The organism is Micromonospora nigra, assembly GCF_900091585.1.
Taxonomy (GTDB): domain Bacteria; phylum Actinomycetota; class Actinomycetes; order Mycobacteriales; family Micromonosporaceae; genus Micromonospora; species Micromonospora nigra.
In genome coordinates this window covers 2,590,062-2,604,806 of sequence record NZ_FMHT01000003.1, presented here as the reverse complement: position 1 = coordinate 2,604,806, position 14,745 = coordinate 2,590,062, and the positions used below count along the sequence as shown (strand labels likewise).

Below are 14,745 nucleotides of genomic sequence, written 5' to 3'. Positions count from 1 at the left end.
TGTCGGTAGCGTTCCCGCGGGTCGGGTCACGGGGTGGTGGGTGGTCACCCGCGCCGCACCGGCGCAGAATGGCTCGGTCGAGAGGAGGCGGAACGGGTGGCACTGGCCCTCTACCGCAAGTACCGGCCACGTACCTTCGCCGAGGTCATCGGGCAGGAGCACGTCACCGAGCCACTGTCGCAGGCGTTGCGCAGCGGGCGGCTCAACCACGCGTACCTCTTCTCCGGGCCGCGCGGCTGCGGCAAGACGTCCAGCGCCCGGATCCTGGCCCGCTCCCTCAACTGCGAGCACGGTCCCACCCCCGAGCCGTGCGGCACCTGCGACTCCTGCCGGTCGCTGGCCATCGACGGGGGCGGCTCGATCGACGTGATCGAGATCGACGCGGCGAGCCACGGCGGCGTCGACGACGCCCGGGAACTGCGGGAGAAGGCGTTCTTCGCCCCGGCCAGCAGCCGCTTCAAGATCTACGTCATCGACGAGGCGCACATGGTCTCGTCCGCCGGCTTCAACGCCCTGCTCAAGCTGGTCGAGGAACCCCCGGAGTACGTCAAGTTCATCTTCGCCACCACCGAGCCGGAGAAGGTCCTCGGCACGATCAAGTCGCGGACCCACCACTACCCGTTCCGGCTGATCCCCCGAAGACCCTCCGGCCGTACCTGGAGCAGCTCACCCAGGCCGAGGGCGTGCAGGTCGAGCCGGCGGTGTTTCCGCTGGTGGTGCGCGCCGGCGGGGGTAGCGCCCGGGACAGCCTCTCCGTCCTCGACCAGCTCATCGCCGGCGCCGGGCCCGAGGGCGTCACCTACGCGCGGGCCGCCGCGCTGCTCGGCGTCACCGACGCGGCGCTGATCGACGAGATGTGCGACGCGCTCGCCGCCGGCGACGGGGCCGCCGCGTACGCCACCGTCGACCGGGTGGCCGAGGCCGGCCACGATCCGCGCCGGTTCGCCGCCGACCTGCTGGAGCGGCTGCGGGACCTGATCGTGCTCCAGCAGGTGCCCGACGCCGCCGCCAAGGGTCTGATCGACGGGCCGACCGACCAGATCGAGCGGATGGCCGCCCAGGCCCAGCAACTCGGGCCGGGCACCCTGTCCCGCTGCGCCGACCTCGTGCACGACGGCCTGGTGGAGATGCGCGGCACCACCGCGCCCCGGCTGCTGCTGGAGCTGATCTGCGCCCGCATGCTGCTGCCCGGCGCCGACGACTCCGCCGGTGGCCTGCTCCAGCGCCTGGAACGCATGGAGCGCCGGCTCACCCTCGCCGGCACCGACGCGCCGCCGGTCGCCGCCGGCGCCCCTGCGGTGTCCACCCCCCGGCGGTACGCCCGCAGCCTCCCGCCCCGGCGGCGGCTGACGCCGCGTCCACGGCCGGGGCCGCCGGCACGCCGGCGGCTGCCGCAACCCCCGACCCCTCCGCCGGCGTCGCGGCGAGCGCGTCCGACGGGCGGGGGACCCCTGGCCGGAGCGACTCCGGCCCGGGTGACCCGCCCGCGCGGCGGGCCGTGCCGGCGTCGGCCGTCATGCCGGACCCGGCCACCCCGGAGCCGCCCCGGCCCGGCGCGTCGGCCCCCGGCGCGCTGGACGCGGTCGCGGTACGCCGGGTCTGGCCCGAGGTGGTCGGCAAGGTCAACCGCACCAACAAGCGGATCGCGGCACTGATGCGCGACGCGGTCGTCCGTGACCTCGACGGTGACGCGTTGGTGCTGACCGTGAAGTCCTCGGTGCTGGCCAAGATGATGGCCGACCATGCCCAGGTGCTCACCGACGCGCTCTACGAGGAACTGGGCGGGCGCTGGCAGATCCGGTGCGAGGTGGCCGGCGAGCGGGGCGGGGTGCCGCTCGGCGGTCCGCGCGCCGCGTCCCCACCGGCCCGACCGACGTCCGCCCCACCCGCTCCGCCCGCCGCGTCTCCACCGGAGGGTGGAAGGGCCGGCCGCCCCGGCGCGCCGGCCGCCCAGGCGGGGTCTTCCGACGACGACTGGCCCGAGCCGGCCAGGCCGGGCGGTTCGGGCCCGGTGTCCGCCGCTGCTTCCGGGGACGACGACGGTGACTGGCCGGAGGCGGCCCGCCCGGGTGGTGACCGGGGCCTGACACCGCCCGCTCCGACACCGTCCGGCCCGGCACCCGCCGGTGGTGCGGCGACGCCTGCCGGCCCGCAGGGGGCCAGCGAGACTCCCGCCGGTGTGCAGGGCCCCGGCGCGGCACCCGCCGGCCGCCAGGGCACCGGCGCGACGCCCGCTGGCCCGTCGGCTGTCGCCGCGACGGCGCAGAGCGCCGCCGGGGCAGGTGGTTCGGCGTCCCGGCCCGTGCCTGTTCAGGCCGCGTCGGCAGCCAACGGTGCTCCGGTGAGCAGCGCGATCGCGGCGGCCCGCGCGGCGGCGGCCGGGCGCGGTCCACGTCCCGCCCAGGCGACCCGCAAGACGGCGGACGCCGACTGGGCCGGCGAGCCGCCGTACGACCCGGACTTCGACGGCCCGGTCCGCGGCGGTGGGGGACGCCCCGGCGGTACCCCGGCGACAAGGCCGGGGTACGAGGGGTTCGACCCGGGCGACGAGCCGCTGGACGAGGTGATCGACGAGAAGACCGCCCGCGAGTCGAGCGAGGAGCAGGCCGTACGGCTGCTCCGCGAGGCGTTCGGCGCGGAGAAGATCAGCGAGGTGGACACCCGGTAGCGGAAGGCCGGACACGGGCCCGCCCCGGACACGGCCCCGCCCCGGGCCCGCCCCGCCCCGTCCCGCGCCCCGGCCCGTCCGGGGAACCCGTCGGGGTGCCTGCCGCGCCGACGAGTGCGGTCGGTGCCGCCCGATAGGCTGGCGGCGGTCGAGCAGACGAGTCGAAGGAGTCTCCGTGCGCCCTGGTGGACAGCCGAACATGCAGCAGATGCTGAAGCAGGCGCAGAAGATGCAGCAGCAGATCGCCAAGGCGCAGGCCGAACTGGCCGAGGCGGAGGTGACCGGCACGGCGGGCGGCGGGCTGGTCACCGTGACGGTCTCCGGTTCCGGCGAGGTCAGGGGCATCAAGATCGACCCGAAGGTCGTCGACCCGGATGACGTGGAGACCCTGGAGGACCTGGTGGTCGCGGCGATGCACAACGCCGCCGAGGCGGCCCGCGAGCTGACCGATCAGAAGATGGGCCCGGTCGCGGGTGGCATGGGCGGCCTCGGCCTGCCCGGTTTCTGAGCCGCTTCATGTACGAGGGTGCCATCCAGGATCTGATCGACGAGCTGGGGCGGCTGCCGGGCGTGGGCCCGAAGAGCGCCCAGCGGATCGCCTTCCACGTCCTGTCCGCCGATCCGGCCGACGTCAACCGGCTGGCCGGCGCGCTGCGCAAGGTCAAGGAGCTGGTGCGGTTCTGCACCAGCTGCTACAACGTGGCCGAGTCCGAGCAGTGCCGGATCTGCCGGGATCCGCGGCGTACCGACGAGGTGCTCTGCGTGGTCGAGGAGCCGAAGGACGTGGTGGCGATCGAGCGCACCGGCGAGTTCCGGGGGCGCTACCACGTGCTGGGCGGGGCGATCAATCCACTGGAGGGCATCGGGCCCGACAACCTGCGGGTGCGGGAGTTGATGGCCCGGTTGGGCGGGGGCGCCGTCCGGGAGCTGATCCTGGCCACCGATCCGAACACCGAGGGTGAGGCGACCGCTACGTACCTCGCGTTGATGGTGAAGCCGATGGGCATCGCGGTCACCCGGCTGGCCAGTGGGTTGCCGGTCGGCGGCGACCTGGAGTACGCCGACGAGATCACTCTCGGTAGGGCCTTCGAGGGGCGTCGGGCGGTCTGAGCCGTCCGCCGTCCCTCGATCCCCGCGGGTTGCGGGTGGGGGGCGCGGGGCGGTCGGACTCCACAGTGTGTTCTGACATGCGGGCTGATCCGGATGCCGATCGATGTAACAAATCCGCATATCTGAGAACGGACAAAAAGACTCTTCGCAGGTAGTCCATGCTGGGCATACGCCAGGCGCGTGTCGGGTAGGACACGATCCGGTACCAACCCCTTCGGCAGCGGTTTCCGGCTGGTCCTAACGGGGGCTAAGGTCACCGCCATCGGTGACCCCTGTCACCACGTTGTCCGTACCCCCTAGGACGAGGTGAAGCACCATGCGTGCATCCAGGCCGAAGGTCGCGCTCGCGGCCATCGCGGCTGCGGCCCTCGCGGTAGCAGGCTGTGCCGAGAGCGACCGCGATGATGAAGGTTCCAGCGGTAACAAGAAGGACACCCTCGTCTTCGGCGTCGCCGGAGACCCGAAGGTGCTCGACCCCAGCTTCGCCAGCGACGGTGAGTCGCTGCGCGTCGCGCGCCAGGTGTTCGAGACGCTGGTCCGCCCCGAGGAGGGCGGTACCAAGGTCAGCCCCGGCCTCGCCGAATCCTGGACCCCGGACGCCGCGGGTACCACCTGGACGTTCAAGCTCCGCTCGGGCGTGAAGTTCCACGACGGCACCGACTTCAACGCCGAGGCCGTGTGCGTCAACTTCAACCGGTGGTACAACGCCAAGGGCCTGATGCAGAGCCCCGACGTCACGGCGTACTGGCAGGACGTCATGGGTGGCTTCGCCGCCAACGAGGACGACACGCTGCCGCCGAGCCTCTTCAAGTCCTGCACCGCCAAGGACGAGACCACGGTCGACCTCGCCTTCACCCGGGTCTCCAGCAAGATCCCGGCCGCCCTGATGCTGCCGTCGTTCTCCATGCACAGCCCCAAGGCCCTGGAGCAGTACGACGCCAGCAACGTGGCCGGCAGCGCCGACGACATCAAGTACCCGGCGTACGCGACGGGGCACCCGACCGGTACGGGTCCGTTCAAGTTCAAGGCCTGGGACATCGCCAACAAGACGCTGACCCTGGAGCGCAACGAGGACTACGCCGGCGAGAAGGCCAAGCTGAAGACGCTGATCTTCCAGACCATCTCGGACGAGAACGCCCGCAAGCAGGCGCTGCGCTCCGGCGGCATCCAGGGTTACGACCTGGTCGGCCCGGCCGACGTCGAGCCGCTGAAGAGTGAGGGCTTCAACGTCCTGACCCGCCCGGCCTTCAACATCCTCTACCTGGCGATCAACCAGAAGGGGAACCCGAAGCTGGCCGACCTGAAGGTCCGGCAGGCGATCGCGCACGCGATCAACCGGCAGGCGCTGGTCGACTCGAAGCTGCCCCCGGGCGCCCAGGTCGCGGTGAACTTCTTCCCCGAGACCGTCGAGGGCTGGAACGGCGACGTCACCAAGTACGACTACAACGTCGAGAAGGCCAAGTCGCTGCTGGCCGAGGCCGGCGCGTCGAACCTGACGCTGAAGTTCCACTACCCGACCGAGGTCACCCGGCCGTACATGCCGAACCCGAAGGACCTGTTCGAGCTGGTCTCGGCGGACCTGCAGGCGGCCGGCATCAAGGTCGAGCCGATCCCGCTGAAGTGGAGCCCGGACTACCTCAACGCCACCACCTCCGGCAGCGACCACGACCTGCACTTCCTCGGCTGGACCGGTGACTACGGCGACGGCTACAACTTCATCGGCACCTTCTTCGACCGGCAGAAGGACGAGTGGGGCTTCAACAACCCGGCCCTGTTCGAGAAGTTCAAGAAGGCGGACACCACTGCGGACCAGGCGGCCCGGGTGGCGCTCTACAAGGAGCTCAACGCCGACATCATGAACTTCCTGCCGGGTGTGCCGATCTCGCACTCGCCGCCGGCGATCGTGTTCGGCAAGGACGTGACCGGGGTCAAGGCGAGCCCGCTCACCGACGAGCGGTTCGCCACCGCCGAGTTCAAGTCCTGACCTGACGCACCTGTGACGGGCGGGCGCCGTGCCACACGGCGCCCGCCCGCCACCCTCCGCACCCCTTCGAGGCCGCCGTGTTCCGGTTCATCGTCAGACGCCTGCTCCAGCTCATACCCACGCTGTTCGGGCTCTCCATCCTGCTGTTCATCTGGCTCCGCCGGCTTCCCGGCGGCCCCGAGACCGCCATTCTCGGCGAGCGGGGCACGCCCGAGATGCGCGCCGCGATCCGGCGCAACCTCGGCCTGGACGAGCCGATCCTGATCCAGTACGGCCGGTTCGTGCGGCGGCTGATCCGCCTCGACCTGGGCACCTCGATCTCCACCAAGCGGGAGGTGACCACCGAGTTCCTCCAGCGCTTCCCCGGCACCGTCGAGCTGACCGTGATGGCCATGGTGATCGCCATCGGCATCGGCATCCCGCTGGGCTACCTCGCCGCCCGCCGGCGCGGCCGATTCCTCGACCACGCCTCCGTCGGCGGGTCGCTGATCGGCATCTGCATCCCGGTCTTCTTCCTGGCGTACGTCCTCAAGGCGATCTTCTCCGAGAACCTGAACTGGTTCCCGGCCAGCGGCCGGCAGGACCCGACCATCGAAGCCACCCGGATCACCAACTTCTTCGTCCTCGACGGGCTGCTGACCCGTGAGTGGGACGCCGCCGCCGACGCGATCTGGCATCTGGTGCTGCCGGGCATCGCGCTGGCCAGCATCCCGCTCGCGATCATCGTGCGGATGACCCGGGCCAGCGTGCTGGAGGTGCTGAACGAGGACTTCGTCCGCACCGCGGAGGCCAAGGGCCTCACCGAGAGCGTGGTCCGCCGACGCCACGTGCTGCGCAACGCGATGCTCCCGGTCGCCACCTCCGTCGGTCTGCTCACCGGCGGACTGCTCTCGGGGGCGGTGCTCACCGAGACGGTGTTCGCGTTCAGCGGCATCGGCGCGTTCCTCGCCGACTCCATCAGCCAGCGGGACTATCCGGTGCTGATGGGCTTCATCATGATCATCGCGGTGGTGTACGTGATGGTGAACCTGATCGTTGACCTCTCCTACAGCCTGATCGACCCGAGGGTGAGGGTCCGATGACGATCACCGGTGCGAAGAAGAAGGAAAAGATCGACCGGCTCGCCGAGGTGACCGCCCGCGACGAGCGGGGCGTCAGCCTCTGGCAGGAGGCGTTCCGCCGACTGCGCCGCAACCCGGCCGCCATCGTCGGTGCCGCCATCCTCACCGTGTTCGTCCTGGTCGCCCTCGTCGGACCGTTCCTCGTGCCCTACGGCCCGACGGACACCATGGGTATCCGGGAGGGCGTGATCAAGCCCGGTGTCATTCCCGGCCCGTCCGGTGACCACTGGTTCGGGTACGACCACCAGGGCCGGGACGTGTTCAGCCGGATGATCGTCGGGGCCCGGCAGACCCTGCTGGTCGGCGTGGTGGCCACGCTGATCGGTCTGGCCGTCGGTGCCCTCATCGGCGGTGTCGCCGGTGCCGCGGCGGGTCTCGGTGGGCGGTGGGGCCGGATGGTCGACACGGTCCTGATGCGGTTCATCGACATGCTGCTGGCGCTGCCCAGCCTGCTGCTCGCGGTGAGCATCGCCGCCCTGCTCGGCGCGAGCCTGACCACTGTGATGATCGCGGTCGGCATGGTGTCGGTGCCGGTGTTCGCCCGGCTGCTACGCGGTTCGATGATCTCCCAGGCCGGTAGCGACTACGTCCTCGCGTCCACCTCCCTGGGTGTGAAGAAGTCGAAGATCGCACTGACCCACGTGCTGCCGAACTCGCTCGCCCCGGTGATCGTCCAGGCCACGCTGACGTTGGCCACCGCCATCATCGAGGCCGCCGCGCTGTCCTTCCTCGGCCTGGGCAATCCCGACTCGGCCGTGCCCGAGTGGGGCGTGATGCTCGCGGACGCGCAGCCCTACCTGGGGGTCCGGCCGGCGCTGGCGATCTACCCGGCGGTCGGCATCATCATCACCGCGCTGGGTTTCACCCTGCTCGGTGAGGCGATGCGCGAGGCCCTCGACCCGAAACTGCGGAAGTAGGTACCCGTGAGCGCGAGGAGTGAGCTTGCGAGCCCCGCAGCCGCGAACGAAAGGCGGGCTCCGGTGAGTGCGAGGAGTGAGCTTGCGAGCCCCGCAGCCGCGAACGAAAGGCGGGCCCAGCATGGCACTGCTTGATGTCGACGATCTCTCCGTCACCTTCGGCAGGCGTGGTCAGCGGGCCGTGCACGCGGTCGACGGCGTCTGCTTCTCCGTCGACGCGGGCGAGGTCGTCGGCCTGGTCGGCGAGTCCGGTTGCGGCAAGTCCGTGACCTCGCTGGCGATCATGGGCCTGCTGCCGAAGCAGCCGGGTCTGCGGATCGGCGGGAAGGCCGTGTTCGACGGCACCGACCTGCTCCAACTCGACGACCGGGCCCGCCGGGACGTCCGGGGCCGGGACGTCGCGATGATCTTCCAGGATCCGCTGTCGTCGTTGAACCCGGTGATCCCCATCGGAATCCAGGTGACCGAGGTGTTGACCCGGCACCGGGGGATGAAGGGCGACGCGGCGACGAAGGAGGCTGCCGACCTGCTGGACCGGGTCGGCATCCCCGATCCGAGGCGGCGGCTCAAGGAGTACCCGCACCAGCTCTCCGGCGGCATGCGGCAGCGGGCCCTGATCGCGATGGCGGTGGCCTGCCGGCCCCGGCTGCTGATCGCCGACGAGCCGACCACCGCGCTGGACGTGACCATCCAGGCGCAGATCCTGGAACTGTTGAAGGACCTGGTGCACTCCTCCGGCACGGCGCTCGTGATGATCACGCACGACCTGGGGGTGGTCGCCGGCATGTGCGACACCATCAACGTGCTCTACGGCGGTCGGGTCGTGGAGACGGCCCGGCGTCGTCCGCTGTTCCGTGAGCCACGGCATCCGTACACCGTGGGTCTGCTCAGTTCGGTGCCCCGCCTGGACGCGGGCCGGGGCGAGCGGCTCAACCCCATTCCCGGCTCGGTCCGTGACCTGCTGCCCTGGCCGGAGGGCTGCGCCTTCGCGCCGCGCTGTTCGCGCCGGGAGGACGCCTGCGTGGGTGAGCCACCGGAGTTGGTGCTCACCCACGAGGGGCGCAGCTACCGTTGCGTCAACCCGGCGCCCGTGGGTCCGCCGTCTGCCGCCGCCCGGCAGGCGGGGGCCGCCACGGGTGCGGTGCCTGCGCCGCGCGAGGAGGAGAAGCCGTGACCGAGAGCGACATCCTCGTCGAGGTACGCGACCTGAAGGTGCACTTCCCCATCCGACGGGGGGTGATCTTCGACCGTACCGTCGGTCACGTCAAGGCGGTCGACGGGGTGGACCTGCGGATCGTGCGCGGCCGGACGTACGGCCTGGTGGGCGAGTCGGGTTGTGGCAAGTCGACGCTGGGACGCGCGTTGTTGCAGCTCATTCCGCCCACCGACGGCGAGGTCCGGTTCGACGGGGTCGAGTTGACCACCCTGCCGGCGGGCCGGCTGCGGGCGATGCGCCGCCGCATGCAGATGATCTTCCAGGATCCGATGTCGAGCCTGGACCCCCGGCAGAACGTCGAGTCGATCCTCACCGAGGGGCTGCACGCCCACGGGATCGGCGGCAGCCGGGACGAGCGACGGAAGATCATCGGCGAGACGCTGGACGCCGTGGGGTTGCCCCAGTGGGCGTTGTCCCGTTACCCGCACGAGTTCTCCGGCGGGCAGCGGCAGCGCATCGGCATCGCCCGCGCGCTGGTGCTCGGCCCCGAACTGATCGTCGCCGACGAGCCCGTCTCGGCCCTGGACGTGTCGATCCAGGCCCAGGTGGTCAACCTCCTCGACGAACTGCAGGACAATCTCGGCCTGACCTACCTGGTGATCGCGCACGACCTGGCGGTGGTGCGGCACATCTCCGACACCGTCGGCGTGATGTACCTGGGCGCGTTGGTCGAGGAGGCGCCCAGCGACCGGCTCTACACCGAGCCGCTGCACCCGTACACGCGGGCGCTGATGTCGGCGGTGCCGGTGCCGGACCCGGACGTGGAGGACCGCCGGGAGCGCATCCTGCTCTCCGGGGACCTGCCCTCGCCGGCCAACCCGCCGTCGGGTTGCCGGTTCCACACCCGGTGCCCGTGGGCCCAGCCGACCCGGTGCGCCGACGAGCGGCCCGTGCTGCGGGACATCGGGGGCAGCCGGGTGGCCTGCCACTTCGCCGAGGGCATCGCCAGCGGGGAGCTGCGCCCGCACAAGACGTCCGGGCAGGTCGTGCGGCCCGAGGGCGAGGGTGACGACCCCGGCGTGGTGTCCGCGCCGAGTGAGCCGGGTTCGTTCGTCTGAGCGGCCCGGCAGGGGTGGCCCGTCGCCGCCCCTGCCGGCCGCCGCACGTCAGCCCTCGGGGCGGTTCAGCAGGCCGACGGCGACGGTGTGCACCGCGTCCAGCCCGGCCGGGTCGGCCAGCGGGGCCCGGCCGCCGGTCACCGCGTACCACTCGTCGGCGTCCTTGTACTGCACCCGGAGCGTGACCTGACCGTCGGCGTACTCGGTGCGCAGGGTCAACTCGCCGGTGACCACGCCCACCTCGTCGGTCATCACCCCGCCGGGGCCGGGTACGACGTCCGTCGTCCGGCTCTGCGCGCCGGTCGCCCCGCCCGCGTCGGCGGTCATGCCGGCCCCCGGCACCGTGGTCCCGCCGGCGGGTGCGCCGTCCACGGTCATCCCGGCGGTGGTCGGTCCGGGGCTGCCGGTGGCCGCTGCCGTGGTGCCGTCGGCGTCCGGCGCCTGCTCCGGGTTCGGGTGGTCTCCGGCTCCGGTCACGGCTTGTTCGCCCATGTGCAGCCCTCCAACATGTCGGTGAGGGCGGCCTTCTCGGCGCTCGTGACCGTCAGCCGCCAGTGATGCTTCACCGTCACCCAGTCTTCGGCGTACTGGCACCAGTATGACCGGTTCGCCGGTTTCCACTGCGACGGATCCTGGTCACCCTTTGCCCGGTTGGAGCTGGCGGAAACCGCGATGAGCTGCGGCCGGTCCGTGTCGTTGGCGAACTCGCCCCGCCTGGTGTCGTCCCACTCGTCGGCACCGGAACGCCACGCGTTGGCCAGCGGAACCATGTGGTCGATGTCCACGTCGGAGGGGTCGGTGAAGCTGCGGCCGTCGTAGGCGCTCTCCCACCGGCCGCCGACCACGTTGCAGCCGGAGAGCTTGATGTTCTCCCCGTCGCGCTGGAGCACGCTGTCGCGTACGTCGCAGTTCTTGCCCGTCTTGCGCCAGTGCGCGAACTTGTCCCGGCTGTAGCCCCGCATCGACCCGGCTTCGGCCACCGTGAGCTGGCCCAGCTTCTCCACCGAGTTGCCGTCGCTGCTCGGTGGCGGCCCCTGCTGCTCCGGCACCGGAACGCAGCCGGCTGCGCCGAGGCTCAGCGCCGCGACGAACGCGACGGCCGCGACGCGAGGTCCTGATCTGGTACGCACAGACGACACCCTTCCAGCTTGCGGGCTTTCGGCGACCCCGCACAGTACCCGTGCGGGGTTTCGGCGTTTCGTGGCGTCTCCCACATGGTGCACGGAAGATTGGTACCCATGACCGAACCTGGCGTGAACCTCCGGATGGGCACGGCCGCCGGCCGGGGCACCCTGGCCGCCGCCGTGCTCGCCTCCGGCATGGTGTTCCTGGACAGCACCGTGGTCAACGTGGCGTTGCCCCGGCTGGGCGCCGAACTCGGCGCCACCGTGTCGGGTCTGCAGTGGACGATCAACGGTTACCTGCTGATGCTGGCCGCCTTCGTGCTGCTGGGCGGGGCGCTGGGCGACCGCTTCGGCCGGCGGCGGATCTTCCTGCTCGGGGTGGTCTGGTTCACCGTCGCCTCGGTGCTCTGCGGTCTCGCCCAGGACACGAGCTGGCTGGTCGCCGCCCGCTTCCTCCAGGGTGCCGGTGGGGCGCTGCTGACCCCCGGATCGCTGTCGGTGCTCCAGGCCAGCTTCCACCCCGACGACCGGGGACGCGCCATCGGCGCCTGGGCGGGGCTGTCCGGGGTGTCCACCGCCCTCGGCCCGTTCGTCGGCGGCTGGCTCATCGACGCGCTGTCCTGGCGGTGGATCTTCTTCCTCAATCTGCCGCTGGCCGCGCTGGTCGTGGTGGCCGCGTTGCGCTGGGCGCCGGAGAGCCGCGACGAGGACGTGTCCCGTACGCGGGGCCCCGGCCGGGAGCACCGCCGGTTCGACGTGCTCGGGGCGCTGCTCGGCGCGCTCGCCCTGGCGGGCGTCACGTACGCCCTGATCGACGCTCCCGCGCGGGGCTTCGCCTCGGGGCCGGTGCTGGTGGCGGTGTCGGTCGGGGTGGCCGCCGCCGTGCTGTTCGTGCTGGTGGAACGCCGCCGGGGTGACACGGCGATGCTGCCCACCGGACTGTTCTCCAGTCAGCTGTTCTCGGTGCTGAACCTCTTCACCGTGCTCGTCTACGCCGCGCTGGGCGGGTTCACGTTCTTCTTCGCCGTCTACCTGCAGAACGTGGTCGGCTGGTCGGCGCTGCTCACCGGCGTCGCGTTGCTCCCGATGACCGCGCTGCTGCTGGTGGGCTCGCCCCGGGCCGGCGCGTTGTCGGCGCGGATCGGCCCCCGCCTGCCGCTGACCGTGGGGCCGGTGGTGGCCGCGCTCGGGTTGCTGCTGCTGCGGCAGGTCGGGCCGGGCGCGTCGTACTGGTGGGACGTGCTGCCCGGAGTGGCCCTGTTCGGTGTCGGGTTGACGCTGGTGGTGGCCCCCCTGACCGCGTCGGTGCTGGCCGCCGTCGCGGACCGGTTCGCCGGGGTGGCCAGCGGGTTCAACAATGCCGCCTCGCGGGCCGGGGGCCTGCTGGCGGTGGCGGCGTTGCCCCTGCTGGTCGGCCTGTCCGGCACCGGCTACGAGCAGCGCGCCGAACTGACCTCGGCCTACCGGGGCGCGCTGCTCTGGTGCGCGGCGCTGCTGCTGGCCGGCGCGGCCATGGCCGTCCTGCTGATCCGCCGTCCACCCCGCGAGGCTCCGCCCGCCCAGCCCTGCCCGACCCTTCCGGCGTCGACCCCCACCCGCCGCGACGGCTGACCGCCGGTTCCGGGGGCCCCGGACTCCACCTCACCCGCCGCGACGACTGAGCGCCGATCCCCGGGGCCCCCGGACTACGCCGGGGGCCCCGGGGGGATCAGGCGCGGGCCCGGTTGAGGGCGCTGGTCACGGCCTTGATGGAGGCGCTGACGATGTTGGGGTCGACGCCGACGCCCCACACGGTGCGGCCGTCGACCTCGCACTCCACGTAGGCGGCGGCCTGCGCGTCGCCGCCGGAGGACAGCGCGTGCTCGTGGTAGTCGAGTACGCGTACCGGCACGCCCACCGACGCCAGCGCGTTGGCGTACGCGTCGATGGGGCCGTTGCCGACCGCGACCAGTGACCGGCGGTCCCCGCCGATCCCGACGTGCGCCTCGATCTCGACCTTGCCCTCGGCGGTGCCGATGGCGTAGTCGTCCAGGGTGACGGCCGGGTCGCGCTGGTGGTCGAGCAGGTAGTGGGCGGCGAAGATCTCCCACATGGCGCCGGGGTCGACCTCGCCGCCGGAGTGGTCGGTGACCTGCTGGACCACCCCGGAGAACTCGATCTGGAGGCGGCGCGGCAGGTCGAGCTGGTGTTCGGTCTTCATGATGTACGCGACGCCGCCCTTGCCGGACTGCGAGTTGACCCGGATGACGGCCTCGTAGGTGCGGCCCAGGTCCTTCGGGTCGATCGGCAGGTAGGGCACCGCCCAGGGGTGCGCGTCGACCGGCACCTCGGCGGCCTCGGCGTCCTTGGCCAGGGCGTCGAAGCCCTTCTTGATCGCGTCCTGGTGGGAGCCGGAGAAGGCCGTGTAGACCAGGTCGCCGGCGTACGGGTGACGCTCGTGCACGGGCAGCTGGTTGCAGTACTCGACGGCCCGCTTGATCTCGTCGATGTTCGAGAAGTCGATCATCGGGTCGACGCCCTGGGAGAACAGGTTCAGCCCCAGCGTCACCAGGTCGACGTTGCCGGTGCGTTCGCCGTTGCCGAACAGGCAGCCCTCGATCCGGTCCGCGCCGGCCAGCAGGCCCAGCTCGGCGGCGGCCACGCCGGTGCCCCGGTCGTTGTGCGGGTGCAGGCTCAGCACCAGGCTGTCGCGGCGGGGCAGGTGCCGGTGCATCCACTCGATCGAGTCGGCGTACACGTTCGGCATGGCCATCTCGACGGTGGCCGGCAGGTTGACGATCAGCTTGCGGTCCGGGGTCGGGTCGATCACGTCGATGACCTTCGCGCAGACCTCCAGGGCGTACTCCAGTTCGGTGCCGGTGTACGACTCCGGTGAGTACTCGTAGTGGACGTCGGTGTCCGGGGTGTGGATCTCCGCGTACTTGCGGCACAGCCGGGCACCCGTGGTGGCGATGTCGGTGATCCCGTCGCGGTCCAGCCCGAAGACGACCCGGCGCTGGAGGGTGGACGTCGAGTTGTAGAAGTGCACGATCGCGCGCCGGGCACCGCGCAGCGAGTCGAAGGTGCGGTCGATCAGGTGCTCCCGGCACTGGGTCAGCACCTGGATGGTGACGTCGTCGGGGATCAGGTCCTGTTCGATGAGCTGCCGGACGAAGTCGTAGTCGGTCTGACTGGCCGACGGGAAGCCGACCTCGATCTCCTTGTAGCCCATCTGCACCAGGAGCTGGAACATCCGGCGCTTGCGCTCGGGTGACATCGGGTCGATCAGGGCCTGGTTGCCGTCGCGCAGGTCGACGGCGCACCAGCGCGGGGCGGCCTCGACCTGCCGGGTCGGCCAGGTGCGGTCCGGCAGGTCGACGCGGAACTGCTGCTGGTACGGCTGATAACGGTGGTACGGCATCCGGCTGGGGCGCTGGCGGGCGATCGCGTCGGTTCCGGCGTCGGTGGCTGGGTGAGCCATGGCGGAGTGCTCCCAAGAGGTCATGTGGCGTCAGCAGTCGACACTCGGCGGTGATGCCGAGCGGAAGATCCGGGAAGGTGCTGGGCG

Annotated in this window: 11 protein-coding genes and 1 pseudogene; 9 read left to right on the top strand and 3 right to left on the bottom strand. The window is 71.5% G+C overall.

Annotation, left to right across the window (positions count from 1 at the left end; translation table 11 throughout):
• Positions 1 to 96 precede the first annotated feature (96 nt).
• The 8 genes and pseudogenes from GA0070616_RS11115 (at position 97) to GA0070616_RS11080 (ending at position 10,074) form a co-directional block, all read left to right on the top strand.
• Positions 97 to 2,668, top strand: a pseudogene (locus GA0070616_RS11115) (DNA polymerase III subunit gamma and tau).
• Between the two features lie 199 nt (positions 2,669 to 2,867).
• A complete protein-coding gene (locus GA0070616_RS11110) occupies positions 2,868 to 3,176 on the top strand; it encodes a YbaB/EbfC family nucleoid-associated protein (RefSeq protein WP_217628255.1) in 309 nt (102 codons plus the stop codon).
• An 8-nt stretch (positions 3,177 to 3,184) separates the two neighbouring features.
• Positions 3,185 to 3,778 (top strand): recombination mediator RecR, encoded by a 594-nt coding sequence (gene recR, locus GA0070616_RS11105; RefSeq protein WP_091080491.1) that lies wholly within the window; start codon positions 3,185 to 3,187, stop codon positions 3,776 to 3,778.
• A gap of 316 nt (positions 3,779 to 4,094) precedes the next feature.
• Positions 4,095 to 5,762 carry an ABC transporter substrate-binding protein gene (locus GA0070616_RS11100; RefSeq protein ID WP_091080484.1) on the top strand — a complete coding sequence of 556 codons (1,668 nt, stop codon included), beginning with the start codon at positions 4,095 to 4,097 and terminating at the stop codon, positions 5,760 to 5,762.
• Positions 5,763 to 5,839: 77 nt separating this feature from the next.
• Positions 5,840 to 6,844 (top strand): ABC transporter permease, encoded by a 1,005-nt coding sequence (locus GA0070616_RS11095; RefSeq protein ID WP_091080480.1) that lies wholly within the window; start codon positions 5,840 to 5,842, stop codon positions 6,842 to 6,844.
• Positions 6,841 to 7,800 (top strand): ABC transporter permease, encoded by a 960-nt coding sequence (locus GA0070616_RS11090; protein WP_091080476.1) that lies wholly within the window; start codon positions 6,841 to 6,843, stop codon positions 7,798 to 7,800. Before GA0070616_RS11095 ends, GA0070616_RS11090 begins: the two co-directional genes overlap by 4 nt.
• A gap of 121 nt (positions 7,801 to 7,921) precedes the next feature.
• Positions 7,922 to 8,974 (top strand): ABC transporter ATP-binding protein, encoded by a 1,053-nt coding sequence (locus GA0070616_RS11085; RefSeq protein ID WP_091080473.1) that lies wholly within the window; start codon positions 7,922 to 7,924, stop codon positions 8,972 to 8,974.
• Positions 8,971 to 10,074, top strand: a complete 1,104-nt coding sequence (locus GA0070616_RS11080) for an ABC transporter ATP-binding protein (protein WP_091080469.1) — start codon at positions 8,971 to 8,973, stop codon at positions 10,072 to 10,074. Before GA0070616_RS11085 ends, GA0070616_RS11080 begins: the two co-directional genes overlap by 4 nt.
• 48 nt (positions 10,075 to 10,122) lie before the next feature.
• On the opposite strand, the gene GA0070616_RS11075 is transcribed toward GA0070616_RS11080, so the two are convergent.
• Both GA0070616_RS11075 and GA0070616_RS11070 read right to left on the bottom strand, forming a co-directional pair.
• The gene (locus GA0070616_RS11075) at positions 10,123 to 10,566 is read right to left on the bottom strand and encodes a hypothetical protein (protein ID WP_091080466.1); all 444 of its coding nucleotides are present in this window, start codon (positions 10,564 to 10,566) and stop codon (positions 10,123 to 10,125) included.
• Complete coding sequence (locus GA0070616_RS11070) at positions 10,548 to 11,204, bottom strand: HNH endonuclease family protein (RefSeq protein ID WP_091080462.1); 657 nt, start codon at positions 11,202 to 11,204, stop codon at positions 10,548 to 10,550. Before GA0070616_RS11070 ends, GA0070616_RS11075 begins: the two co-directional genes overlap by 19 nt.
• A 108-nt stretch (positions 11,205 to 11,312) precedes the next feature.
• Between GA0070616_RS11070 and GA0070616_RS11065 the strand changes: the two genes are divergently transcribed.
• A complete protein-coding gene (locus GA0070616_RS11065; RefSeq protein WP_091080459.1) occupies positions 11,313 to 12,809 on the top strand; it encodes an MFS transporter in 1,497 nt (498 codons plus the stop codon).
• A gap of 97 nt (positions 12,810 to 12,906) precedes the next feature.
• Here the strand turns inward: GA0070616_RS11065 and leuA are convergent, their stop codons facing one another.
• Positions 12,907 to 14,658: a 2-isopropylmalate synthase gene (gene leuA, locus GA0070616_RS11060; RefSeq protein WP_091080456.1), complete on the bottom strand. Its 1,752-nt coding sequence runs from the start codon at positions 14,656 to 14,658 to the stop codon at positions 12,907 to 12,909.
• Between the last annotated feature and the right edge of the window lie 87 nt (positions 14,659 to 14,745).